Source organism: Cryptosporangium sp. NPDC048952 (genome assembly GCF_043197895.1).
Lineage (GTDB): Bacteria > Actinomycetota > Actinomycetes > Mycobacteriales > Cryptosporangiaceae > Cryptosporangium.
Window position 1 is genome coordinate 1,505,024 of record NZ_JBICTY010000002.1, and the last position, 22,522, is coordinate 1,527,545.

At 69.6% G+C, this 22,522-nt stretch carries 21 protein-coding genes and 2 pseudogenes; 5 read left to right on the top strand and 18 right to left on the bottom strand.

From position 1 onward, the window contains the following. Positions 1-220: 220 nt before the first annotated feature. Positions 221-1,624 (bottom strand): serine/threonine protein kinase, encoded by a 1,404-nt coding sequence (locus tag ACGFY5_RS15310; RefSeq protein ID WP_392720249.1) that lies wholly within the window; start codon positions 1,622-1,624, stop codon positions 221-223. A gap of 189 nt (positions 1,625-1,813) precedes the next feature. Between ACGFY5_RS15310 and ACGFY5_RS15315 the strand changes: the two genes are divergently transcribed. After that, positions 1,814-2,536, top strand: a complete 723-nt coding sequence (locus ACGFY5_RS15315) for a hypothetical protein (RefSeq protein WP_392720250.1) — start codon at positions 1,814-1,816, stop codon at positions 2,534-2,536. Further along, positions 2,526-4,085, top strand: a complete 1,560-nt coding sequence (locus ACGFY5_RS15320; protein ID WP_392720251.1) for a serine/threonine protein kinase — start codon at positions 2,526-2,528, stop codon at positions 4,083-4,085. The genes ACGFY5_RS15315 and ACGFY5_RS15320 overlap by 11 nt, the downstream gene beginning before the upstream one ends. Before the next feature lie 200 nt (positions 4,086-4,285). Here the strand turns inward: ACGFY5_RS15320 and ACGFY5_RS15325 are convergent, their stop codons facing one another. Genes ACGFY5_RS15325 through ACGFY5_RS15340 form a run of 4 tightly spaced genes read right to left on the bottom strand, consistent with a single transcriptional unit; the run spans position 4,286 to position 7,843 of the window. Then, complete coding sequence (locus ACGFY5_RS15325; RefSeq protein WP_392720252.1) at positions 4,286-5,092, bottom strand: ABC transporter ATP-binding protein; 807 nt, start codon at positions 5,090-5,092, stop codon at positions 4,286-4,288. Further along, positions 5,089-6,099, bottom strand: coding sequence for a FecCD family ABC transporter permease (locus ACGFY5_RS15330; protein ID WP_392720253.1), 1,011 nt, complete (start codon positions 6,097-6,099; stop codon positions 5,089-5,091). Before ACGFY5_RS15330 ends, ACGFY5_RS15325 begins: the two co-directional genes overlap by 4 nt. Continuing rightward, complete coding sequence (locus tag ACGFY5_RS15335) at positions 6,096-6,839, bottom strand: class I SAM-dependent methyltransferase (RefSeq protein WP_392720254.1); 744 nt, start codon at positions 6,837-6,839, stop codon at positions 6,096-6,098. The genes ACGFY5_RS15330 and ACGFY5_RS15335 overlap by 4 nt, the downstream gene beginning before the upstream one ends. After that, a complete protein-coding gene (locus ACGFY5_RS15340; RefSeq protein ID WP_392720255.1) occupies positions 6,836-7,843 on the bottom strand; it encodes an ABC transporter substrate-binding protein in 1,008 nt (335 codons plus the stop codon). The genes ACGFY5_RS15335 and ACGFY5_RS15340 overlap by 4 nt, the downstream gene beginning before the upstream one ends. Before the next feature lie 990 nt (positions 7,844-8,833). Between ACGFY5_RS15340 and ACGFY5_RS15345 the strand changes: the two are divergent. Next, positions 8,834-9,373: pseudogene (locus ACGFY5_RS15345) on the top strand (GNAT family N-acetyltransferase). A 59-nt stretch (positions 9,374-9,432) separates the two neighbouring features. Here the strand turns inward: ACGFY5_RS15345 and ACGFY5_RS15350 are convergent. Further along, a pseudogene (locus tag ACGFY5_RS15350) lies at positions 9,433-9,602 on the bottom strand (ISL3 family transposase); the annotation flags it as partial. Positions 9,603-9,765: 163 nt separating this feature from the next. Then, positions 9,766-10,575, bottom strand: coding sequence for a class I SAM-dependent methyltransferase (locus ACGFY5_RS15355; protein WP_392720257.1), 810 nt, complete (start codon positions 10,573-10,575; stop codon positions 9,766-9,768). Positions 10,576-10,647: 72 nt separating this feature from the next. Here ACGFY5_RS15355 and ACGFY5_RS15360 point away from each other — a divergent pair, with 72 nt between their 5' ends. Next, a complete protein-coding gene (locus ACGFY5_RS15360; protein WP_392720258.1) occupies positions 10,648-10,845 on the top strand; it encodes a hypothetical protein in 198 nt (65 codons plus the stop codon). 226 nt (positions 10,846-11,071) lie between these two features. Here ACGFY5_RS15360 and ACGFY5_RS15365 read toward each other — a convergent pair whose 3' ends face one another. Genes ACGFY5_RS15365 through ACGFY5_RS15415 form a run of 11 tightly spaced genes read right to left on the bottom strand, consistent with a single transcriptional unit; the run spans position 11,072 to position 21,573 of the window. Further along, entirely contained in the window at positions 11,072-11,557 is a 486-nt protein-coding gene (locus ACGFY5_RS15365; protein WP_392720259.1) for a GNAT family N-acetyltransferase, read from the bottom strand. After that, positions 11,554-12,000, bottom strand: coding sequence for a tyrosine-type recombinase/integrase (locus ACGFY5_RS15370; RefSeq protein ID WP_392720260.1), 447 nt, complete (start codon positions 11,998-12,000; stop codon positions 11,554-11,556). Before ACGFY5_RS15370 ends, ACGFY5_RS15365 begins: the two co-directional genes overlap by 4 nt. Before the next feature lies 1 nt (position 12,001). Next, a complete protein-coding gene (locus ACGFY5_RS15375) occupies positions 12,002-12,793 on the bottom strand; it encodes an SDR family NAD(P)-dependent oxidoreductase (RefSeq protein ID WP_392720262.1) in 792 nt (263 codons plus the stop codon). Then, complete coding sequence (locus ACGFY5_RS15380) at positions 12,790-13,236, bottom strand: aconitase X swivel domain-containing protein (protein WP_392720263.1); 447 nt, start codon at positions 13,234-13,236, stop codon at positions 12,790-12,792. Before ACGFY5_RS15380 ends, ACGFY5_RS15375 begins: the two co-directional genes overlap by 4 nt. Further along, complete coding sequence (locus tag ACGFY5_RS15385; protein WP_392720264.1) at positions 13,229-14,482, bottom strand: aconitase X; 1,254 nt, start codon at positions 14,480-14,482, stop codon at positions 13,229-13,231. The genes ACGFY5_RS15380 and ACGFY5_RS15385 overlap by 8 nt, the downstream gene beginning before the upstream one ends. Next, positions 14,469-16,526 (bottom strand): alpha/beta fold hydrolase, encoded by a 2,058-nt coding sequence (locus ACGFY5_RS15390; protein ID WP_392720265.1) that lies wholly within the window; start codon positions 16,524-16,526, stop codon positions 14,469-14,471. Before ACGFY5_RS15390 ends, ACGFY5_RS15385 begins: the two co-directional genes overlap by 14 nt. Then, positions 16,523-17,323: an ABC transporter ATP-binding protein gene (locus ACGFY5_RS15395; RefSeq protein WP_392720266.1), complete on the bottom strand. Its 801-nt coding sequence runs from the start codon at positions 17,321-17,323 to the stop codon at positions 16,523-16,525. The genes ACGFY5_RS15390 and ACGFY5_RS15395 overlap by 4 nt, the downstream gene beginning before the upstream one ends. After that, entirely contained in the window at positions 17,323-18,102 is a 780-nt protein-coding gene (locus ACGFY5_RS15400) for an ABC transporter permease (protein WP_392720267.1), read from the bottom strand. The genes ACGFY5_RS15395 and ACGFY5_RS15400 overlap by 1 nt, the downstream gene beginning before the upstream one ends. After that, positions 18,099-18,869 carry an ABC transporter permease gene (locus ACGFY5_RS15405; RefSeq protein ID WP_392720524.1) on the bottom strand — a complete coding sequence of 257 codons (771 nt, stop codon included), beginning with the start codon at positions 18,867-18,869 and terminating at the stop codon, positions 18,099-18,101. Before ACGFY5_RS15405 ends, ACGFY5_RS15400 begins: the two co-directional genes overlap by 4 nt. Next, the gene (locus ACGFY5_RS15410) at positions 18,869-20,572 is read right to left on the bottom strand and encodes a dihydroxy-acid dehydratase (protein ID WP_392720268.1); all 1,704 of its coding nucleotides are present in this window, start codon (positions 20,570-20,572) and stop codon (positions 18,869-18,871) included. Before ACGFY5_RS15410 ends, ACGFY5_RS15405 begins: the two co-directional genes overlap by 1 nt. Then, positions 20,569-21,573 (bottom strand): ABC transporter substrate-binding protein, encoded by a 1,005-nt coding sequence (locus tag ACGFY5_RS15415; protein WP_392720269.1) that lies wholly within the window; start codon positions 21,571-21,573, stop codon positions 20,569-20,571. Before ACGFY5_RS15415 ends, ACGFY5_RS15410 begins: the two co-directional genes overlap by 4 nt. Positions 21,574-21,721: 148 nt before the next feature. Between ACGFY5_RS15415 and ACGFY5_RS15420 the strand changes: the two genes are divergently transcribed. Continuing rightward, positions 21,722-22,519, top strand: a complete 798-nt coding sequence (locus ACGFY5_RS15420; protein ID WP_392720525.1) for an IclR family transcriptional regulator C-terminal domain-containing protein — start codon at positions 21,722-21,724, stop codon at positions 22,517-22,519. Positions 22,520-22,522: the final 3 nt, after the last annotated feature.

The window sequence follows — 22,522 nt, forward strand, 5'->3', positions numbered from 1 at the left end:
GCGGGCGACCCGCAGCACGCTCATCGCGCTGACCCGATCCTGAACTCCGACCGGGCGGACAATGACCATCCTGCAGCCGGAAGGTTCGCCCGTGCTTCTCCCAGCGGGCGAAGACCGCGTACACCGTCGTCCACGACAGGAGATCTGCCGCCCACCGGTGAGGGTGCCGCCGTCGGCAGCAACGGCTCGCTCACCATCCACCCGGCATCAGATCACGCTCTCAGCACCGGCGGAATCCGGGAACGCGGTGCACGGTTACGGCCGCTGCCAGCTGCCAGTCGGCCGGAACACCGATGACCTTCCACTTCTCCCCAGCGGCCAGGGCGCGCTGCCAGGACGCGAGCAGTACCGCACGGTCGGCTACGAAGACTTCAACCACGAAGTCGTCACCGACGGCGGAGGCGTCACCGAAGAACTGGTAGCCGTACCAGGACCGTAACCGGTCGGGCTGCTGCCAGTTCTCGACCGGCTGCGCCCAGCGCGTCCGATCGTTGGCCGAGGCCGAGCGTCGCGTGAGCACCATCGTCCGGTCCGGGCGAAGATCGGATGTGCCGAGAAACGCCTGGCAGCCTCGGACGTCCTGGCCGGATCCCGGAGACGTGATCCGCACCTCCTGGCTGGAATAGGCCGGGGCTGCCCCGGCCCTGCCTGGTAGCTCCTGAGCCGGCAGCGCCACGACCGCCGCGGTGAGAAGCAGCGCCCACAGAGCGGTGACGCACGGCCTACGCCGAGCGGGCGGGGGCGCTGCCAGCCGCCGAAGCCGTGCGACCCAGGCAACCGGGTCGGTCGGCCGGGCGGCCGGATTGGGATCCATCGCGGTGAGAACCTGGTCGATCAGCGCATCGCTATCGGTGAGGAGCAGCCTGTTGACGGTGGTCGCGAGCGTGTTCCTACTGATGTCCAGGTAGGCGGCGCAGGATGCTGCGGGCGGACCGACGCCGGTGAGACAGTAGTAGGCGACCGCGCCAAGGGCATAGATGTCCGTCGCCGTGCTCCGCGGCGCACACGGGTCTCGTAGCACCTCGGGGGCCGCATATCCCGCCGTATGCATTCCCAGCCGGTCAGCGGCCTCCTCCAGCAGCCGAAGACCGCCGAGATCGACCAAAATGAGGCCGTCGGCTGGATCGATGATGCAGTTGCTCGGCTTCACGTCGTTGTGCAGCAGGGAGTTGCCGCTGGCTGCGGAGCGCGCGTGGAGGCCTCCCAGCGCGTGAGCGAGGTCTTCGACGAGCGCCAGCCGCTCGTCCAGATTCCCATCGGTAATTGGCGCGTCGGCCACCTTCTCGGCCAGGGTCGGGCCTGAAATCCAGGGCATCACCACGTACGGAACGCCCGGTCCGTCCCCCTTCCCCCCGTCGGCGAGGAAGACGTCGAGCGTCGGGACCAGGCGGGGAACGTTCAAGCTGGCCAGCAGGATCCGGTGGTCTTGCCAACGCTGCAGATCGGCCGCGGTGGGCCAGTCCGGACCGACTCCGGGCGGGCGGCGGAGTTGTTTGACGGCAAACCAGGGACCGGCGTCCGTGTCGCCTCGGAACCGGGCCCGCCAGGCGATACCTTCCCCACCGTGCCGCGCAGATCCGACCAGCTCGAAGCGGTCCGGTTGGTTGGGCGGTCCGGCTTTCACGATGGCTCCGCTGTCTTCATCAAAGCCGCGATCTGTCCAATGTAGTTGCCGAACGACCCTGCAGGGGTGCAGTTACCGGACGACGACGGGCGAGGTTCGCTGGACCTAGTACCAATGGACACAAACCTAACCGGGCGTCGTCCACAATGGCGTCGAGTGTTGGAGTGAGAGGTCCGGGAGGTTCGCGCGATGGGGCAACCGGTCACCGTCCATCACGAGCGGCGGCTTTACCCGATCACGCACGGAGAAGAGCTGATCCTCGGGCGGGGACGGAACTGCCAGATCCGGCTCGCTCATGAGCCCGAAGACACTCGGGTCTCCCGGACCGCCGGATCGTTCAGCCTGCTCCCGGACGCGGTGCTGGTCCGGAACCTCTCCGCTACCCGGGAGCTGTACCTGGTCGCCGCGCAGACGCCGGATCGTGTGCTCGAGCCTCACAGCGCGACGACCTCGCTCCCCCACCTGACGTTCGATCTGGTGGTCGTCGGCAACTGCGGTCGCCGCTACCCACTCCGGGTCGACGCATCTCGACTTACCGCGACGTCGACGTTCCGACACCCGAGCCGGGCGTCGACGGGAGAGAAGCTGACCACTCCGGGAATCGCCGACCTCAACCTGACCCCGGCCCGACGACGACTACTGGCCGCGCTCTGCGGGCCGTTGCTCGACGGCAAGGACGAGCCGGCCACGTATCGCGAGATCGCCGTTCAGCTCGGTCTCAACGCCGGGCACGTCCGGAACAGCCTGCGTGAGGTGCGCGAAATGCTGGCGGATGCCGGCGTACCAGGGATGGTCGCCGCAACCGCCGACGCTTCTCCGGATCTGCGTATCGCGCTGGCTCGTTGGGCGATCCGCAATGAAGTGGCCGCCGACTCGGGACTCGTTCTCCGTGAGGATCGCCATGGCGCCTGACTACGAAGATCCGCCGACCCAGACGGGCACCGGCGAGCCGTCCTTCCCGAAGGCCGTCCGGTCGGAGCCGCCGATCGCCGAGGAGACGGTCTGGTTCGTCGGCCCACCAGAGGAGCCGGATCGCTTCGAGGTCACCGGCCCGCCAACGGCCGGTTCCGAGGGCGTGACCTGGCGGGCGCGGTACACCGGCAGGCTCAACAGCCCGCTGGCGATCGCCGTGAAGCAGCTGAACCGGCCGCCCGGGGCAGGTCTCGACTGGCCGTCGCCAGCTGAATTCAATCGGTGGCAGGACCATCGCATCCTCCTGCAGAGCATGCTGACGCCGCATCTGGTCTCGGTGATCGACGTATTCCTCGGCAGTCCGCCGCACCCGGCCGACGTCGAGGGGTCTACAGGACTCATCCCGTATGTGGTGATGCCGTGGATCGAGGGTCCATCGCTGGCCCGGTACGTGGGTGGCTCCCGGGCTACCGCGCGCTCGCTGTCCGAGCGACTGGCGCTGGTCCGCGATCTGGCTGAGGCGCTGGGTTCCCTTCACGCGATCACCCGGGCGGGGGGCAACGTTTTGACCCACCGTGACATCAAGCCCGGCAACTGCATCGTCACCCCCGACCGAGGACTGGTACTCGTCGACCTGGGTACGTTGCGGCTCACCGCGGACGGTTTCGACGACCTCGGGATGCACACCCCGGAGTACGCGGCACCAGAGGTGCTCGCCGACCCTCGAGCTTCCCGCGGGAGGTCCTCCGACGTGTACTCGCTCGGCGCTGTTGCGTATTTCGCGCTCGTCGGCGCCGACCCGCCGGCCACCGACCGTGTCGACGCGGCCGGCTTCAACCTGAGATCGGTTGCCGCCTCCGCGCGGGTCCCGGATCCGGAGGCGTTCGCGGACCACCTGCTCACAGCGATGCACTCCGATTCGGCCGCGCGGCCGACGGACCCAGTGGCCTGGGCGAACGAACTCACGCGACGAAGCACGCAGTCCCGCGCGCTGACCACGCGGGTGCTTCCGGCCGCACTGGTCGCCGTCGGAATGGCCGTGCTGTGCGCGGTGGTGTTGGTGTGGGGACAGTCGATCGGCGGCCGGTCGAGCACCCAGGCCGCTGTTACACCGCCCGCCGACGGGTTCACCCCGCCCGTACCGACCCTCTACGGGGTCCAGATCCTGGAGCCCGAGCCGGCTCATCGCGTGCAGCGCTGCGCGTTCTTCCGTGGTCGTTCGGCGCTGCCCCCAGGCAAGACGATGGTGCTCGCGATGCACAACCGGACGAACGGCGAACCGGTCCGCTACCTCGTCGAGGTCGAAGACTGGGACCGTCCGTCGCGCTTGGGCACCTGGCGGGGGAAACAGTTCTTCGGTGCCGCTGATAGCTCGGTCGGACAGGATTACACCGTTGAGGTGCTGGTCGTCGACCTCGGTGTGGTCACCAGGAGTAAGCGCGTAGCGCAGGCGGCGGGTGAACTCTGGACCCTCGAAACGCTCCCGGCGACCTGGGAGGTCGCAGCCGCCGTCACGGTCCGCCGCGTCGCCGGTCCCGGCAATTGCTGATGGCGCCAGTACAACGCCCGCCGTCGCCGCCGGACAGGCCGGTGACGCCCCGCAGTTCCAGCCCGTCCTGGACGCCATTCGCGTCACCGGTCGCGATCTCACCGGCTTGACCAGCCTGCTCCGCCTGCTGTCGCTGGGTGCTCTGGAGACGCTGCTGAGTGAGGACGCCCACCCGTCCCGGCGATCCTCTCAGTCGCCGGTCACACGCGGGCTTGCGGCGCACCGCCGGTCGTTCCGGAGTGATGAGCTGTGCGCCGGATGCGGATGTCGGGCCTGCCGTCCGAGCCGATCGTCACTTCGGCAGGCACCGCGAACACCTCGGCGATCCGTTTCGGCGTGAGCACTTCGGACGGCGTGCCCGCCGCGACGACTTCCCCACCGGAGAGCAGCACGATCCGGTCGCAGTACTGGGCCGCCAGATCCAACCCGTGCAGCGCCACGACGACTGTCACCGGCGACGTCGCCAGCTGTTCCAGCAGCTCCAGCTGATGCCGGACGTCGAGGTGGTTCGTCGGTTCGTCGAGCAGGAGCAGGTCGGGCTCCTGCAGGAACGCACGGGCCAGATCGACGCGCTGGCGCTCGCCCCCGGAGAGCGACGACCACGCCCGATCGTTGTATCCGGGCAGACCGGCCCGGCCCAACGCGCGTGCGGCACCTTCCACATCAGCCTTGCTGACCGGCGCCAGCCGGGGCCGGTGCGGAATTCGCGCCAGCAGGAGTACGTCCCGCACGGTCATGTCGAGGTCCGGGGGCGTCTGTTGGGTGACGACCGCGACCCGTCGCGCGACCGCCCGCCGGGACAACGTCGTGCGATCGACCCCGTCGAGCTGCACGCGCCCGCCGGTCGGCGACTGGAGTCCGGCAAGCGTCCGCAGGAGCGTGGATTTTCCGGACCCGTTGGGTCCGAGCAAGCCGACCGTGCTGCCCGGTTCCGCCACGATGTCGACGCCGGACAGCAGGCGCTTTCCGCGGACAGCTACCGTCACGTTCTTGCCGGTGACCTTCACGCCGTCGCCCTCCGCCGCAAGACCAGGGCGAAGGCCGGCACGCCGACCAGCGCGGTCACGACCCCCACCGGCACCTCCTGCGGCGCGAACACGGTGCGCGCCGCGGTGTCGGCCCAGATCAGGAAGACGGCTCCGGTCAGCGCCGACGCCGGGAGCAGCAGCCGGTGGCGCGCGCCCACCAGGAACCGCGCGGCGTGTGGCACCAGCAGTCCGACGAACCCGATCGCGCCGCTGCTCGCGACCAGCACGGCCGCCAGCAGTGCCGTGGTGGTGAAAAGCAGCGCCCGCACGCGTCCGGGGTGGAAGCCCAGCGTCTGCGCGATGTCGGTCCCGTAGGAGAACGCGTCCAGCGCCGGCGCCGAGGCCCAGCACACGAGCATGCCGATCGCGCCGACGGCCGCGCACAGCGCGACCGTCGGCCACGACGCCACCGCCAGCGACCCCAGCAGCCAAAACGTGATGCTCCGGGTGTTCTGCGCGGTGGCGTCCGATACCACGATCAGGCTCGTGACGGCCGAGAACAGCTGTCCGGCGGCGACTCCGGCCAGCACGATCCGACCCGGCTGCGTCCACCGGGCACCGGCGAGCACCAGCGTGACGCCGAACGCCACCACCGCTCCGGCGAACGCCCCCAGTGACAGTGCCGCCGCGCCGGTGCCCCAACCGAGCACCAGCACGGCAACCGCTCCGGTGGACGCCCCGCCCGAGATACCCAGCAGGTAGGGATCGGCGAGCGGGTTGCGCGTCAGCGCTTGAAGGACCGCGCCACAGACGGCGAGACCGGCTCCGACGAGCCCCGCGAGCAGCACTCGGGGCAGCCGCAGATCCCAGACGATGCTGTCGGTGAGCAGCGTCGGCGGTGCCACCGGCAGCCCGGTGCGGGCCGCGAGCACCCGCAGCACCAGGCCGGGCGAAAGATCCGCAGCGCCCAGTGCTACCGCGACGGCGACGCTCGCCATCAGCCCGCACAGGGCCGCGACCAGCCAGGCCGGACCGCGCAGCGTCATCGGCGAGCGGCGACGACGACGTCGTCCAGGTACTGCCAGACCGTGCTGACCTCCGCGAACCCGGCCCCGCGGAGCGCCGCGAGGTGGAGGTCCAGCGGGGACTTCGGGTTCGGCAGGCGGTCGGCGAACCGCTTCTCCCTCCTCTCCCGGAGGTCGGCCAGCTCCGGATGCTGATAGGCGAGCTCGTGCCACGCCCGGTAGTCGAGGGCGCCGGAGGCGAAGCCGGACTCCTGGGTCTCCGCGTCGTGACGTTCGGCGACCGCCTGGAACGCCGGGGGCAGGAACGGGAGGTGATCGGCGTTGAGCAGCAGTCCGCCGGGCTTCACCAGTCGCGCCGCGCTCGTGTAGACGCCGAGCAGCTGCTGTTGGGAGAGCCAGTGCAGCGCGGTCGAGCTGACGATCGCGTCGAACGGCTCGTCCCCGACGTGGGTTCCCCAGTCCGCGGCCACGAGGTCGACGTCGAGCACCCGGGCGCGGTTGCTCGGGAGCACGCCGCGTGCGATCTCCAGCAGCATCGGGTCGTAGTCGACGGCAACGACGGTCGAGCCGGGTAGCGCGGTGAGTACGCGGTCGGAGAGGGCTCCGGGGCCGCAGGCCAGGTCGAGCACGCGCACATCGGTGCCGAGGTGCAGGCGGATCGTCTCCAGCATCACCGTGAAGCGTTGCTCCCGGTGCGCCACGTAGGCCTCTTGCTGGACGTCCCACTGGCGCAGCAGCTCGCGCGCCTCATCGGTGTTCATTTGAGTACCGTCCCGAGGCTGGAGCTGACCTTCTCGACGGCTTCGACGTTGCGGATCGACGGGTCCATCGAGGAGCCGGACACGGTGATGAATCGGTTCTCGCGGACGGCGGTCAGCCTGGACGTCACCGGGTTGCCTTTCAGGAATTCGATCTTGGATTCGGCGCTGTCACCGTCGCCGCCCCGGGTCAGGTCGGCGACGATGATGACGTCGGGATCGCGGGTGGCGATCGTCTCCCAGTTGCCGGCGGGCCAGGTCTGGGTGGCGTCGCCGTAGACGTTTTTCAGTCCGAGAAGCGCGTTGATGGCGGCGGGAACACCGTTCGGTCCGGCCACGTAGGGCGTGCTGGTGCCGGAGTAGTACCAGAGCGCGGTGGTGTCCTGCGGAACGTCCACCGCCTCGACCGCCGCGTCGAGACGCTTCTGCTGCTCCGTGACGAGCTCGTCGCCGCGGTCGGTGACGCCGAAGAGCGTGGCGACCTCGCGGATCTCGGCGAACAGTCCGTCGAACGACACGCTGGTCCGGCCGTCGGCCGGTTTCTCGCAGGCGAACGGCGAGAGGTAGGCCGGGATGCCGAGCTTGGCGTGGTCCGCACGCGGACCGCCCGCGTCGGCGGCGTAGGCCGACGTGAATGTGGAGTACAGGAAATCGGGCTTCGCCCGCAGCACGGCCTCGCGTGCGGGGTAGAGCTTCGCGAGCACCGGCACCGTCGCGTAGTCGTCCTTCAACGCTGGCAGGACGGGGTCGGTCTGGTACGCCGTGCCGGCCATGCGATCAGCCAATCCGAGCGACAGCAGGATCTCGGTGGCGTTCTGCTCGAGCGCGACGGCGCGCTGCGGCGGCTTCGCGACGGTTAAGCGCTGCCCGCAGTTCGTGATGGTCCGCGGCGCACCGGACGCGTTCTCGGCGGACGCGCCGGTGTCGACCGGTGCGCCGCCGCACGCGGTCGCCGCGGCGATGACCAGCAGTGCCGCCCCGATCGCCTGAATGAAACTGGTTTTCATGTTCGTGACGATAAACCAGTACAGCTGCTGCCACGGGAGTGGGGCCGCCGGGACCCTTTGACCGCGCTAGAGCGGGCATCGGTAACGGAGTGCGGCTCGGTCGCTGGGCCGCCGTCGGGGCCTCCGATCCCGTCGCACCGCCGAGGATCAGCGCCGGAACCGTACGCGTAGTCCCATCGCGCACTCCCACCTACCAAGGGATGCACCATTGCTCGACGAGAGTCGTCATGCGCGCTTGAGAACGAGTACGTCTGGAGTCGCACATTTGCGACGAAACTGTGAGGACCGAGCCGGACCTTGAGCACACCGCCGCTGGTGCTAAACGGCGAGATTCCTCTATCCACTCAGCGACCGTCTGCTGGGTGCGGTCTATCGAGCTGGCGTCGATACCCGTGGCGGTCCAGTCCTCGGGGTCGAATCGACGGATAGCTTGTAGCGCGCCTCGGAACGTCGCGCTGGTGAATCCTGCGTCCTTCTCCGCGGCGAGTCGGAGCAGCCTTTCCTTCGGGATTCGGTCCAGGAGTGCCACGACGTCGATGTAGTCGCGAACCTCGGCTCGGCCCCAGAGCGCGAGGACTTTGTCGGCGGCGAGGTCGTCGAGACGGAGTACTGCGCCGAGTTCGAGGTCGACGGTGGGGCGAAGGCGCCCACCGTCGGGGGAAGATTTCGACTTCGCAGGACAGCCCGGTCCGCGGATCGTGCACGATGAAGCGATTGGTGTGCGGCGGTCGCGCTGCTGGGGTGAATTCCAGGCCGGCGGAGGCGAGCGCGCCTCGCAATGCGGCAGCGACTTGGACGGCCTCGACAGGATCGATCTCAGTGAACAGGTCGACGTCATGCGTCGCGCGGTCGACGATGCCGTGGGGGATCATCGTGGCTAGGTGTGTGAGTAGTGGGTTCTGGCTCAAACTGTGTGATCGACATGCCAGCCCCGCATGGCGCTGGCCGCCCCAGTCAGGGGTTCGCGGCGCGTCGGGTATAACTCACCCAATGGTCAGAATGGAAACTGAACGTCTCATGTTGCGCGACTGGTGCGACGCGGACTATGCGCCCTGGGCAGCCATGAACGCCGACCCGGAGGTGCGGAAGTACCTCGGGCCCCGGCTCACACCGGAGGAATCCGCAGCATCCATCCGCTTCTTCCAGGAATGCCTCGACCGCAACGGGTTCGGATTCTGGGCGGTCGAACTCCGCGATACTGGGAAGTTCATCGGGTTCACCGGTCTGGACGAGGTCGACGACGCCATGCCCTTCCGCGGAATCGAGGCCGGTTGGCGCTTGGCCCGCACGTAATGGGGCCACGGCTACGCCTCCGAGGCCGCAACCGCGGTGCTCCACTACGGCTTCCGCAAGCTCGGGCTAGCCGAGATCCTGGCTGTCACCACCGAGACGAACACTCGCTCCCAGGCCGTCATGCGCCGAATCGGGATGACCACCGACCCCGCAGACGACTTCGACGACCCCGAGGCCGAGGAGGGCCCGCTACGCCGCTGCGTCCTCTATCGGAAGCAGACCGCGTCCATTAACTGACGCCCCACCTTGTTGCGTGGCGCAGGGCGCGGCTCGACCGGTGGCGAGGAGACTTCTACTCAGCGAGCGAGGAGCGCGCGTTTGCGCAGAAGGTCGAAGCCGGCGCGGCCATACATCTGTCGCTTGATCATCTTGAGCTGGTTGACGTTGACCTCGACCGGCCCGAATTGTGCGGCTGGCTCAACCCGGCGGTGACTGCGGCCAGATCGTTGGTCAGGCCGATGGCGAACCGGGCGATCGGCGCGCAGCTCTTGAACGGCGTCACACCGCAGGACAACGAGTCACCTACGCGTCAATCACACTTCTTGAGCCAGAACAGAGAATTGACCGCACCACTAGGTCCTGCGGTCTACCCGCGATTTGGTTGGGCATGCTGGCTGTCGGCTCGATGGTCAGCGGAAACGGATCGCGTTGATGGCGATCGTGGCGTAGGCCATGGTGAAGCTGCCGCCCATCGCGTCGATGGTCGTGCCGACGGCGGTGAGGACTTCGGCCAGTGATTCGGCGGGCAGTTGGGTGAGTCCGCCGGAGGTCGGCATCTGGTCGAGCCATTCGTCTTTGGTGTAGGTGTGCTGCCAGTCGAAGCGCCACTGTTCTGGTTCGCTGAACAGTCCTGTCGACCGGATGGCGTCGGCGGCTGGGGCGATGAGCGCTTCCAGACCATCGAGAGCGTGGCGGAGTCGCTCGACGTGGAACGGGTTGTCGGGTGCGACTCGCTGGTAGGCCGTGGCGAAGGCGTCGACGATCTCGAGCGGGAGTTGGAAGATGTGCCAGAACGGCACCAGCCGGCCGCCGGGGCGGAGGACTTGTGCTGCTTTCGTCGCGCCGGTCGTGGGGTTCACCCAGTGCCAGGCGCTGCCGGCGACGACGGCGTCGAAGGTTCGCCCGGCCGGGTCCCAGTCCTCGAAGGTGGAGACCTCCACTTCGGTCCCGTGGCGGCGAGCGTAGTCGGCCATCCGCGGGTCGGGCTCGACTGCGAGCACCGTGCATCCTGCGGCCTGGAGTTGGCGGGCGGCGATGCCGGTCCCGGTCCCGACGTCCAGGACCGTTGGTACCGGGCTGATGGCGGCGATGCGGTCGATGAGTGCCTTGGGGTAGGGCGGCCTGGTCCGTTCGTAGCGTTCGGCGTCGGTGCCGAACGATTCGGCGGCGCTCCGGTGCTGATGGAGCGGGGCGCCTGAGGGCTGTGCATCCCTGTTCATGGGCTCAGCCTAGGAGCTACCGCCTCGTCTCGTGCCACTTTTTGTGGCACCACTTGTGGCAGGATGTGTGGCGTGGCGGCGATGGTTGAGGAACTGATGCAGAGCGCGGTGCAGGCTCGGCGGGTGGCCCAGGACGCGATCGCGTTGGCGGTGCGGGAAGCGCGGGCCGCGGACTGGTCGTGGGACAGGATCTCTGCTGCTCTGGGCGGAACGCCGAACGGAGAGACCCTGCGGCGCAACTTCGCGGCCGAGAAGGACCCTGCGACCTGAGGTTCCTGGCGGCGCTGTCGCACTCGCGTCGCGTCGTCCACCGGTTCGCACTCCCGATGCGGGTCAGTGCGCCTCGGCTCGGGTGCGGGCCTGCGCTGATCCACTCCACGGTCGCGAGGGTGTGGATGACCGCGGGGTCGATGTTCGAGCGGGCTCGGAGCGGAGTATCGGTGGGATCGGCGGCGCGCCAGTTGAGGGCGGCCGGGTGCGTCCGGTTTCCTGGGCTTCAGTGGGTGGCTCGGGGATCGCGGCTGGGTGTGGATGCCGAGGACCGATCAGTGCTCAGTCGGGCATGGGAGTGGACGTCATGCCAGCCATCGGCGTGCAGCAGATAGCCGCGGAGCGTTCCTTCCATCGGGAATCCGGCGGCGTGCGCGACGCGGCAGGAAGCTGAGTTGCCGGTGGAGTGCAAAAGGAAGATTCGCGGTCTCGGGTCGGCGCCGGTGGCTGCCCAGCGGTCCTGCCAGGTGGCGCCCGACTGCTCGGTCGGCCAGTCCAACAGCAGCCGCAGACCCATCTTGTGGCCATTGCCGTCGCCGCCGATCAAGAACGGCGCGGTCGTCAGCCGGCCCCAGACCGCCTCCCGGTCGGCGGCCATGGCCGCCCACCAGCGTTCCTGCGGCCGCGGCGCACATCTGGTTTGCCGCGGCTGCGCCGCAGGCATGATCTCGGACAGCGCGGTCGGTTCCGCCGCGTTCAGGAGGGTCGTCATCGCGGGGCCGTCCCGAACAGCTCGCTTAGCGCCTCGGGCCGGTAGCCCGCCGCGATCGGCGGTGTCCGTCGCGCGGCGGCCTGGCGAGTCGCCTCGGCGTGGTGGGCCAGGACTCTCCGGATCACCTCGTGCGTGCGCGGGGTCAGATAGATCTGCGTCGTCGTCAACTGCGCGTGGCCGAGCACGAACTGGATATCGGTCAGCGGCAGGATCGGGTCCTCGGCCATCCGGTAGGCCGCGGTGTGCCGCCAGGCGTGCAACGTCACCGCCGCGCCGGCCCTGCCGGTCGCCCGTTCGAACATGCGGTGGACCGCTTGATAGGTCAACGGCCGCGCCGGAGCCCGCAGTGTCCACCACAACGGCAACCCGGCTCCGGCCGGAACCGTCTTGGCCGTCTCCAGGCCAGAACTGCCGCCGTTGAACGGCGAGCTCAGACCGTGCACATCATTGGTCCGCCGGACCGGGCAGCTCGTCGGCGGTGATCTGGGTCAGCGCACCAGCTCCGCCGTCCACCACGTGGATTCCGCCGGTCATCCAGCCGGCGTCGTCCGAGGCGAGCAGCAAGGCCAGGCCGACTACGTCCGGTACCTGACCCCAGCGGCCCAGCGGGATCGTCCGCTGCCAGGCCGCCGCGCCCTCCGGCGACCGCTTCGCGCCCCCGATGTTGGTGACCACCGGTCCAGGGGCAATCGCATTCACCCGGACACCGAACGGCGCCAGCTCCAGGGCCGCTTGCTTGACCAGCCCGACCGCTGCGGCTTTCGACGCCACGTACGGGTAGCTGACCCGGGGTTCCGCACGAAGGCCGGCCGTCGAGGCGGTGACCACGACCGACCCGTTCCGGCGCGGCTTCATCACTCGCGCGCAGGCCTGTAGTCCGTAGAACAGACCGTCCAGATTGATCCGCAGGACCCGGCTCCATTCGGACGGCGGGAGCGTGTCGAGCGTGCCGCCGGGCTGGAGCAACGACGGGGCGCCGTTTACACCCGCGTTGAGAAACGCGACGTCCAGATCGCCGACCGCCGCCACCAGTTCCTCGTTGGCGGACGGATCCCGCACGTCGCACACGTGCGGGCGGGCGCCGGTCGAAGAGGCCAGTCGCTCGAGACCCTCAGCGTCGACGTCGGCGACGTGCAGCGTCGCTCCCTCGGCCGCGCAGGCCAGCGCCAGGCCCCGTCCGATACCGCTGGACGCTCCGGTGACCAGCACGGTCTTACCCCTGAAACGATCGCTCACGAGACGGCCCTCTCACTCAGGCGGGTCAGAGTCCCGGCCGTGCCGTCGACCCGGACGAAGTCCCCGGTCCGGATCTCGGCCAGCCCGGTCCGATCGAGATCGGTGATGGCGGGGATGTCGAGAACCACCAGCCCCAGAGCGAGCTTCGAGTTCATCCGCTCGAAAACGATCGCGACCGGCGCGGTGCCCTGCAGTTTGGCCAGGTGGAACTGGCCCGACCACCCGGACGACCCCTTGGCACCCGGCAGGATCAGTACACCCCCGGCGAAGCTGGCTCCCCGTTGCGGGTGTCCGCTCTCCACGATCGTCCCGTTCGCCGGGTTGATGCCGCCCCAGCCCGAGACCGGTGCCGTGCAGACCAGCGCCGGCCCGATCGCGACACCGGGCAGCACCCCGCGTCCCGCCAGCACCCCTCGGCCGGTCGACGGTGCCGGCTCAGTCACGGGTCCACCGCCCGGTGATCGCGGCGCGGACGCAGTCCTCGACACTCCCGAACCAGCCTTGGACACCGGCAATGGCCGGCAGGTAGTGGACCTGCTTGGCCGAGTCCGTGGCGAAGACCTTCGTGCTCGGGGGCAGGAACTGGCCGATCGCCGGGCAGGTGTCCGCCAGCACCCGGGCCCCGGCCGCTTCGATCACCGCCAGGGTCCCATCAGCGGCCGCGCGCGATCGGAGCAACGACGGCGTGAACACCCAGAGCGTCGAGGAGACCCGCCGGCCCTCCAGCAACCGCGCCACCTCGTGCACCTGTTCGAGCGACGCGTGCGGGCAGCCGATCATCACGAAGTCGACGTCCCGGTCGGTCGCGGTGCGGCACAACGAGGCCACCGTGTCACGCCGGGCCTCCTCGTCGTAAACCGAGACCGCGTCGATGAAGCCACCGCCGAGCGACTCGGCCTCCGGCGTCGCCCCCGGCAGGTGGTACATCTCGACGTCCCCGGACGATGCCGCGGCCGCGCCGAACTGCTTGAGCTGTGGCAGCGTCGGCCGCAGGCCGTCGCCACGCAGCACCGGTACCGCATCCTCCACGACCGACCCGACCCAATAGCCGAAGACATTCCAGTCCTCGGTGGTCACGACCGGGATCCGGACGTCGATCGCATGCGTGGCCCGGCGACGTTCGTCGAGATGGAAGCCGCAGTAGGGCGTGCGTCCGGTCAGCATCGACGCCGCCGAGGACTCCCGTCCCTCGGTGTTCGTCCGCGCGCCCAGCACCGAGTTGATGTAGACGACGGCCGAGGACTCCATCCAGGCGCAGTGCTCGCCGAACTGCGGTACGTTCCCGACCTGGTACGGCGTGCAGGTGTTGAAAAGGTCGACGCCTTTCTCGGCCAGGTAGCGCTCGCTGGAGTCCATCGCCGCGGCGTCGGCGGCCGACAGCCCCTGCAGCTCCCAGTTCTCCCGGTCCCGGGGCCCGATCAGCTGGCAGCTGTGGGCGCGGAATGCGGGCACCTCCACCGGAGAAGTCAGATCGAGCGAGAAGCGCGAGAACAACCGCGATGGATCGGTCGTGCCGAGCACCCGGGAGTGCCGGGGACCGAAGATGTTCGCGCCGCACACGTTGTCGGTGTCGATCAGGCGCTCGGCTCCCATCAGGTCGCCGTATCGCACGAGCAGATCCATCGCGGCCCGGACGGCCTCGCCGTCGGCGCCGTCGAGCATCCGCTGATCGGCGTCACTCAACCGCAAGGCAGGCCCCCTCGTCGAGCAGTCGCGCGCGCAGTTCCGCCACGTCGATCCCGCCGACGCCGACGCCGTGCTTCAACGCCAGGTCGGCCGCGGTCCCCGCGGCCTGGCCCATCGCGAAACACGGCCCGGCGACGCGCGCCGCGGACTGGCCCCCGTGCGTCATCGACGCGCAGCGACCGGCCACGAGCAGATTGGGCGGTCCGCTGCGCGGCACGAGCATCCGGTAGGGCAAGCCGTTGTAGCCGACCGGGTCGTCGCCATAGGGCCAGCGGATGTCCAGATCGCCGTCGACGTGGGCCTCGACCGGCCAGCCGTTGAGCCCGATCGTGTCGTCGAACGTAGCGCAGGACCGGACGTCGTCCTCGGTGAGGACGTACTGCCCGATCAGCCGTCGGGTCTCCCGGATCCCGATCTCCGGCCCCATGTCGACGATGTACGAGCCGGCGAACCCGGGCGCGTTGTCCCGGATGAACTCGAACACCTCCTGGGCCTGGCCGCGGCCCTGGATCTCGCCGAGCGTCAAGTGCCAGACGTCGGTGCCGTCCAGCGCCGTCCCGTCGATGTTGCGCAGCTGGGTCGCGTTGGCCCGCCACTCGATCTCGTCGCGCTGCGGCCGCACGATCGCGCCGCGCCGGGGGAACGCCGGGCGGCCGGCCGCGACCGCGGCGTCCATCAGTTTCGGTAACGTCTTCCACGCCGGTCCGGCCGCGGCCGCATCGACTCCGTTGATCCGGAACATCGTGGACGGGTAGAGCATCTCGGTCGGTGGCGGCTTCACGTGCTCGGTACCGGTCCATGCCAGCAGGTCACCGTCGCCGGAGCAGTCCACGAACACGTCGCCGCGCAGCACACCCCGTCCGGACTTCGATTCCACGACAACGCCGGTCACCCGGCCGTCCTCCGTCACCGCGCCGACTGCGAACGCGTGGAACAGCAGCTCCGCGCCGGCGGCGAGGACGTGGTCGTCGGCGGCCTTGCGGTACGCCGGGATGTCGTAGGCCTGAGCCTGGATGCGGTCGGCGAACGACAGGTGCGGGCCGCGCAGGCCGCCGAGCCGGTCGATCCGTTCCAGCAGGTCCACCGCGTGTCCACGGACGGTCAGCACGTGTTCGCCGTGGACGTTGGAGTACATCCCGCAGATCGTGCTCAGGCCGCCGGCGGTGCCGGCCCCGCCGAGGAACCCGCCCTTCTCGACGAGCAGCGTGCTCCGGCCCGCGCGGGCCGCGGCGGTCGCGGTCGCGATGCCGGCGGGGCCGCCGCCGAGGACGACGACCTCCCACTCCCCCATTACCGGGGTGACCCGCGCGGGTTCGCGAATGACGGCGTTCGGCATGGCTCCCCAGTGTTCGGTCAGCAGGCGGTGCAGCTCGTCGGGTACCTCCTGGCTGAGCAGATGTCCGGCGTCGAGCTCCGCCAGGCGCCCCTGCGGGGCCGCGGAGGCGAGCAGCCGAGCGTGATGAGCGGACACGACCGCGTCCTGCGTGCCGAGCACCGCGAGGACCGGCATCGGCAAGGAGCTCAGCGAGGCCCTCAGGTCGGTGCCGGCGATCGCGCGGCAGCACGCCGCGTATCCCTGCCGATCGACCGCGCGCAGACCGTCGATCGTCCGAGTGATCAGCGCGTCAGGGTTCGTCGACGGCGCGTACCACCGCCCCAGCAGTCCCTCGGTCAGCGGGGCGACGCCGTCGGTCAGGACGGTCTCCGCCCGGCGACGCCAGAACTCGGGGTCGTCGGCGAACATCGGGGCGTTGATCACCGTCAGGGTGCGAACCCGCGCGGGAGCCGCCACGGCCACCGCGGTGGCGACGGTGCCACCCAGCGACAGCCCGACGAGGTCGGCTTCCGACACGTCCAGATCGTCCAGCGTCGCGAGGACCCCGGCGGCCAGAGCGTCGATCGTGGTGGAGTCGCCGTCCGACGGCGCACTGCCGTGGCCCGGCAGGTCCACCAGGATCACCCGGGCGCTGCCGGCGAGCCGCGTGACCTGCGGCTCCCACATGTCGGTGGTGGTGCCGAGCGAGCCGACGAACACGACCGGCCTCATACGGGTACCTCCAGCTTCCGTTTGCCCGCCTTGGCCGCCTGGATGCCGTGGTGCACCCGGGCGCGCAGTGCGGCGAACGAAGCCGACGACCTGGTGTCCACCTGGTCCCGTTCGGCGGGGAGATCCACCGCGATGTCGTCCAGGATCAGCGTCGGGGAGGCCGACAGGACCAGCACCCGCTCACCCAGGTAGACCGCCTCGTCGACGTCGTGGGTGACGAACAGCGTGGTGATGCCGAGCGTCCGCCAGAGCGAGCGGACCAGGTCTTCCAGATCCGCGCGAGTCTGCGCGTCGACGGCGGCGAACGGCTCGTCCATCAGCAGGACGTGCGGCTGGTACGCAATCGCCCGGGCGATCGCGACGCGCTGCTGCATGCCACCGGAGAGCTGCCACGGATACGCATCGCCCGCGTCGTCGAGGCCGACCGCGGCGAGCGCCTCGCTGACCTGCTGCCGCCGTACGTCCTTCGCAGTGCCCTTCACGCGCAACGGCAACTCGACGTTCTGCTGCACGGTCTTCCACGGGAACAGGCTGCGCCCGTACTCCTGGAAGACCACGGCCATGCCCGGCGGCGGTCCGGTGACCGGGCTGCCCTCGATCCGGATCTCGCCGGACGTCGGTTCCAGCAGACCTGCGAGGCACTTGAGCAGCGTGGTCTTGCCGGCGCCGGACGGGCCGACGATGCACGCGAACTGCGAGCGGGGAACCGTGAACGTGATGTTCCCGATCGCCTCGACCCGCCTGCCGCCTCCGTCGTACGTCTTCTTCAGTCCCGTGACCTGCACCATGTCAGACATCAGGCACCCTTCCTCTGTGCTGCGCGCAGGCCCAGGTACCACCGGAGAACCCGCTTCTCGATCACGGCAAACGTGACGGAGAGGACAAAACCAATGATTCCCAGCAGGAGGATTCCGCTCCACATCTCCGGGATCGAGAAATTCCGCTGGAACTGGACGATGCTGAAACCGAGCCCGTCCGTCGCCGCGAACATCTCGCTGATCACCATCAGGATCAGGCCGATCGACAGCGCTTGCCGGAGCCCGGCCGCGATCTGCGGTGACGCGTCCGGCAGCACGTGGTGGCGCAGGCGCGCCGCTCCCCGGATGCCGAACGTGCGGCAGGTGTCGCTCATGACCTCGTCCGCGGCCCGGACGCCCTCGATCGTGTTGAGCAGGACCGGCCAGACGCAGCCGGAGGCGATCACGATGATCTTCGACGTGTCGCCGATGCCCGCGATCAGGGCGATCACCGGCACCAACACGGTCGGCGGGATCGACCGGACGAACTCCAGCACCGGTTCCGCGGCCCGGCGCAGTGTGCGGGTGAGCCCGAGCGCCACGCCCAGCGCGATGCCGGCCACGGCCGCGGCCAGGTAGCCGGCCGCGAGCCGCCACAGCGACGGCAGCACGTCGTCGGTGAACCGGGCGAACAGCCAGAGTTCCCGGAACCGGTCGAGGATGTCGCGCAGCGGCGGCGAGTAGAAGTTGGTGCTGTCCAGCGTCGCGAACCACCAGACCGCCAGGAGCACCACCGGGAGGCCGAGCGCCTGCGCGAGGCGCAAACCGAGGGTCTTCACACCGCCTCCAGATCTCGGCGCACCGACGGGTGCCAGTGCAGGAACCGTCGCTCGACCAGCCGGGTCACCAGGTTGACCAGCGCACCGAGAACGCCGGTGACCAGCACCAACGCGTACATCGTGGTGATCGCGCCGCCGCTCTGGGCGGTAGCGATCAGGTTGCCGACGCCGGGCGTGCCGATCACCAGCTCGCCGGTGATCGCGAGCACCAGCGCCACCGAGGCGGCCAACCGGATTCCGGTGACCGCGTAGGGCAGGGTCGTCGGCCACACGACGTGCCGGACGGTGTCCCAGACGCCGAAACGGTAGGACCGGGCGGTCTGCGCGGCGACCGGGTCGACGTCCTGGACGCCGTAGAGGACCTCCAGCAGCACCTGCCAGAACGCCGCGTACACGATCAGCACCACGCCCGACCGGAAGCCGGTCCCGACGATCAGGATGACCGCGGGGATCAGCGCCACCGACGGGATCGGGCGCAGGAACTCCACGGTCGAGGCCGTCGCCGCACGCAGCCACGGGACCGAGCCGATCACGACGCCGACGACGACGCCGGCCACGACCGCGAGGACCAAACCGATCGCCCAGGTGCGGCAGGTCTGGGCGACGGCCGTCCAGAGCGTGCTGCCGCCGGCCAGGTCGGCCAGCTCACCGAGAACGGAGCTCAGCGGCGGCACCGAGCCACTCGGAAACAGGCCGGTTCGCGGCAGTACCTCGGCCAGCGCCAACGCGATCATGACGCCGCACGCCGGCGCGGCCCAGCGGCGCATCATCCGGCGCCTCCGATCGGCGTGATCAGCACGCTGCCCCGGGACGGTGTGGTCACGGTCCGGTCGTAGATCGACAGCCAGCCGCGCGAGCGGTCGGTGTGCGGCTCCGCCGAGCGCCGGCCGGCCAGCGTCGCGGCGTCGACTTCGAGGTCGACCGTGCGTCGCAGCAGGTCGATCACGATCCGGTCGCCGTCGGCGACGAGGCCCAGCGGGCCGCCGGTGGCGGCCTCCGGCGACACCTCACCGACGACGATGCCCTTGTTCACCAGGCCGGAGAGCTGGCCGTCGGTGACCACCGCAACCTTCTCCCCGAGCCCGGCGCCCTCGAGGGCGAAGACGAGCGCCGACGCCATCGCCATTCCCGGTCCCCCGTGCACCCCCATGCCACGCAGGACGACGACGTCGCCGGGCCGGATCTCCCCCCGGGCCAGGCCGTCGAGTGCCTCCTCGCGGCCGGGATAGCACCGGGCGGGGCCGGCGAAACGGGATGGCCGTTCTTCGTCGGCGGGCAGCTTCACGACGGCGCCGTCCTCGGCCAGCGAACCGCGCACGACCAGGATCGACGGCGTGTTCGAGAACGGCCGGTCGACCGGTCGGATGAATTCCGTGTCCGGGGCCGGAGCGTCGGCGAGCACGTCACCGAGCCGGCGCCCGGACACCCCGATCACGTCGAGGTCGAGCAGCGATGCGAGCTGCACCATCACCCCGCGAGCACCGCCCGCGTCCTCCAGGTTCTCGATCAGGTGTGGTCCATTGGGGCGGACCGCCGCGATCACCGGCACGCGCGGCGCGAGCTCCTCGTAGAGGCGCCAGACGTCCACGTCCAGACCGGTTTCCTCGGCGACCGCCTGCAGGTGTTTGATGCTGTTGATCGATGCGCCGATGCCGAGCATGACGACGACGGCGTTGCGGATCGCGGCCTCGGTGAGCACCGCACGGGGCTTCACGCCCTCGGTGACCAGCTCGACGATCCGCCGCCCGGCGGCCTCGACCGCCTCCCACATCGCCGGGCTGTTCGCCCGGACCGGGGCGGTGCCGGGCAGCATCATGCCGAGGGCTTCGGCTGCGATGTGCATCGAGTTCGCCGTGCCCAAGCCTGCGCACACGCCGGGACCGCGGATCGCCCGCTCGGACAGTGTGGTCAGCTCGTCGACGGAGATTCCGCCGAGCCCGGACTGGCTGCTGAGCAGGAACACCTCTTCGATGTCGGGGCCACCGTCCTCGGCCAGCGCGTTGCGCTGGTAACCGCAGGCCACCAGCACGGTCGGGACGTCGAGCCGACCGGCGGCCATCAGGTGCGCCGGGCCGGTCTTGTCGCAGGAGGTCAGGCACACCATGCCGTCCAGGCGAGCGCCTTCGACGACGACCTCGATGTCGTTCACGATCAGGTCGCGGGTCGGCAGGATGTACCGCCCGCCGGCGCCGTTGCTGGTGACGAAGTCCGAGGGCGCCGCGGTGCGGATTTCGAACGGCAGTCCTCCCGCGTCCCGGATGGCCTGCTTCAGCCGCGGGACGATGTCGTCCAGGTGGCTGAAGCAGGCGGCCAGGTCGTTCGACGAGTTGACGATCGCGATCTTGGGCCGGGTCATCTCCTCGTCGGTGATGCCCAGTGATCGCCACTCCGCCCGGCGGACCGCCCAGCGTGGGCTGCCCTGGGGCAGGTCGCTGCGCAGCGCCGGAAGGGGGAGGTCGACCGAACTCACTGCCCGCTCCCGGACCAGACCAGGTCGTCGTAGCTGACGTCCTTGGTCGTCATGCCGAACTGCTTGGCCAGCGCGGAGAAGTTCTTCACCGAGGCCTCGGGAACGTCGGGGGCGAACGTCGGCAAAGTGATGGTCTTGGCGACGTCCGGCGCGACCTTTGCGTACTCGGTGACCTGCGTACGCACGTCGTCGGGGTGGGACTGCGCATAGGTGAGCGACTCGTCGATCGCGGCCGTGATGGCCTCGAACAGCTTCGGGTCCTTCTTCAGCTGAGCTTCGGAGCTGAAGTACACCGACGTGGTGAGGCTGGACGGGCTCATGTCCAGGTACGGCGAGGCGATGATGCGGGTCTTCGTCGACGCCGCCGCGATGGTGTCGAACGGCTCGGCCGTGACCATCGCGTCGATCTTTCCGTCTTTCAGCGCGGTGACCGCGTCCGGGAACGGCATCTCGACGTAGTTCACGCTGTCGATCGCGCCACCGGCCTTGTTCACCGCGGTGTCGCCCAGCAGTTCGAGCAGATTGCCGAGCGTGTTGACGCTGACTCGCTTACCGGCCAGGTCGGCCGCGGTCTTGATCGGGCTGTCCTCCCGGACGCGGATCATGCTGACGTCTTTGCCGGCCTGCCCGGTCGACGACGAGCCCGACCCGATCACCTTCAGCGGGAGACCCTTGGCCTGCGCCTGGATCACCGAGACGATGTTGCTGAACGCGAACTGGTACTCGCCGGTGACGACCGGCGGAACCAGCGCCGCACCGCCCTGGCCGGTCTTGATCGTCAGGTTGATGCCGTGCTTCTTGAAGATTCCCTGGTCGACGCCGAGGTAGAGCGCGGCGACGTCGACGACCGGGATGAACCCGGCGGTGACGGTCACCGGCTTGCCAGCGGTCGGGGCGCCGGACGAGGAGGACGACGAACCTCCTCCGCACGCGGCCAGCAGCAGCGCCGTGGCGGTGCTCGCCGCGACCAGGGTGCCGGTTCTCAGCCATCGAAACGTCATCGTTCCTCCAGGAGGTGGGGGGCTTGTCGAGGACGGTACATCTCCGAACGGTCGTGCGGAAGACGAACGCACAACTGTGCGGACAGCGAACGCACCGGCGTTCGGACAGCGTACGATCGGCCCCACATTGGGAGCGGATCGGGAGGACATAGTGGTAACCACACCACAGAGCGCGGACAAAACGGACGAGGACTTCGTCCAGTCGCTGGCCCGCGGCTTGGAGGTAATCCAAGCGTTCGACCGGGACAACCCACTTCGAACCCTCAGCGACGTCGCCAAGGCGACCGGGCTGACCAGGGCCACGGTCCGGCGCTCGCTGCTCACGCTGGAGAAACTGGGATACGTGCGGTCCGAGGGGTCGCTCTTCACCCTGGCTCCGAAGATCCTCGAGCTCGGTCATGCCTACCTGAGCGGGCTGGGGCTCCCCGACATCGCCCGGCCGCATCTGCGCACGCTCATGGAGGAGACGGGTGAGACCACCGCTCTGTCCGTCCGCGACGGCAGCTGGGTCGTCCACGTGGCGCGGGTACCAGCCAGCGGGATGGTGACGGTCGCGATCAACGTCGGGACGCGGTTCCCCGCCTACGCCACTGCCATGGGCCGCGTCCTGCTGGCCGGCCTGCCTGCCGACCAGCTGGACGCCTATCTCGAGCGGGTGGAGTTGCAGCCGCTCACCGCGCAGACGGTGGGGTCGGTGGATCAGCTGCGCACCGTCCTCGCCCGGGTGGCCGCCGAGGGCTACTGCGTCGCCGACCGGGAGCTCCACGAGGCGCTGCGCGCGGTGGCCGTACCGGTCCGCGACACGAACGGCGCCGTGATCGCCGCCGCGAACATCGCCACCAGCACCGGGCTACGCACGCTGGAGGATCTACGCGGGATGCTGCCCGCCCTGCGTCGGTGCGCCGACGACATCGAGGCCGAGGAAAAGCTGCTCGAACCACGTTAAGAC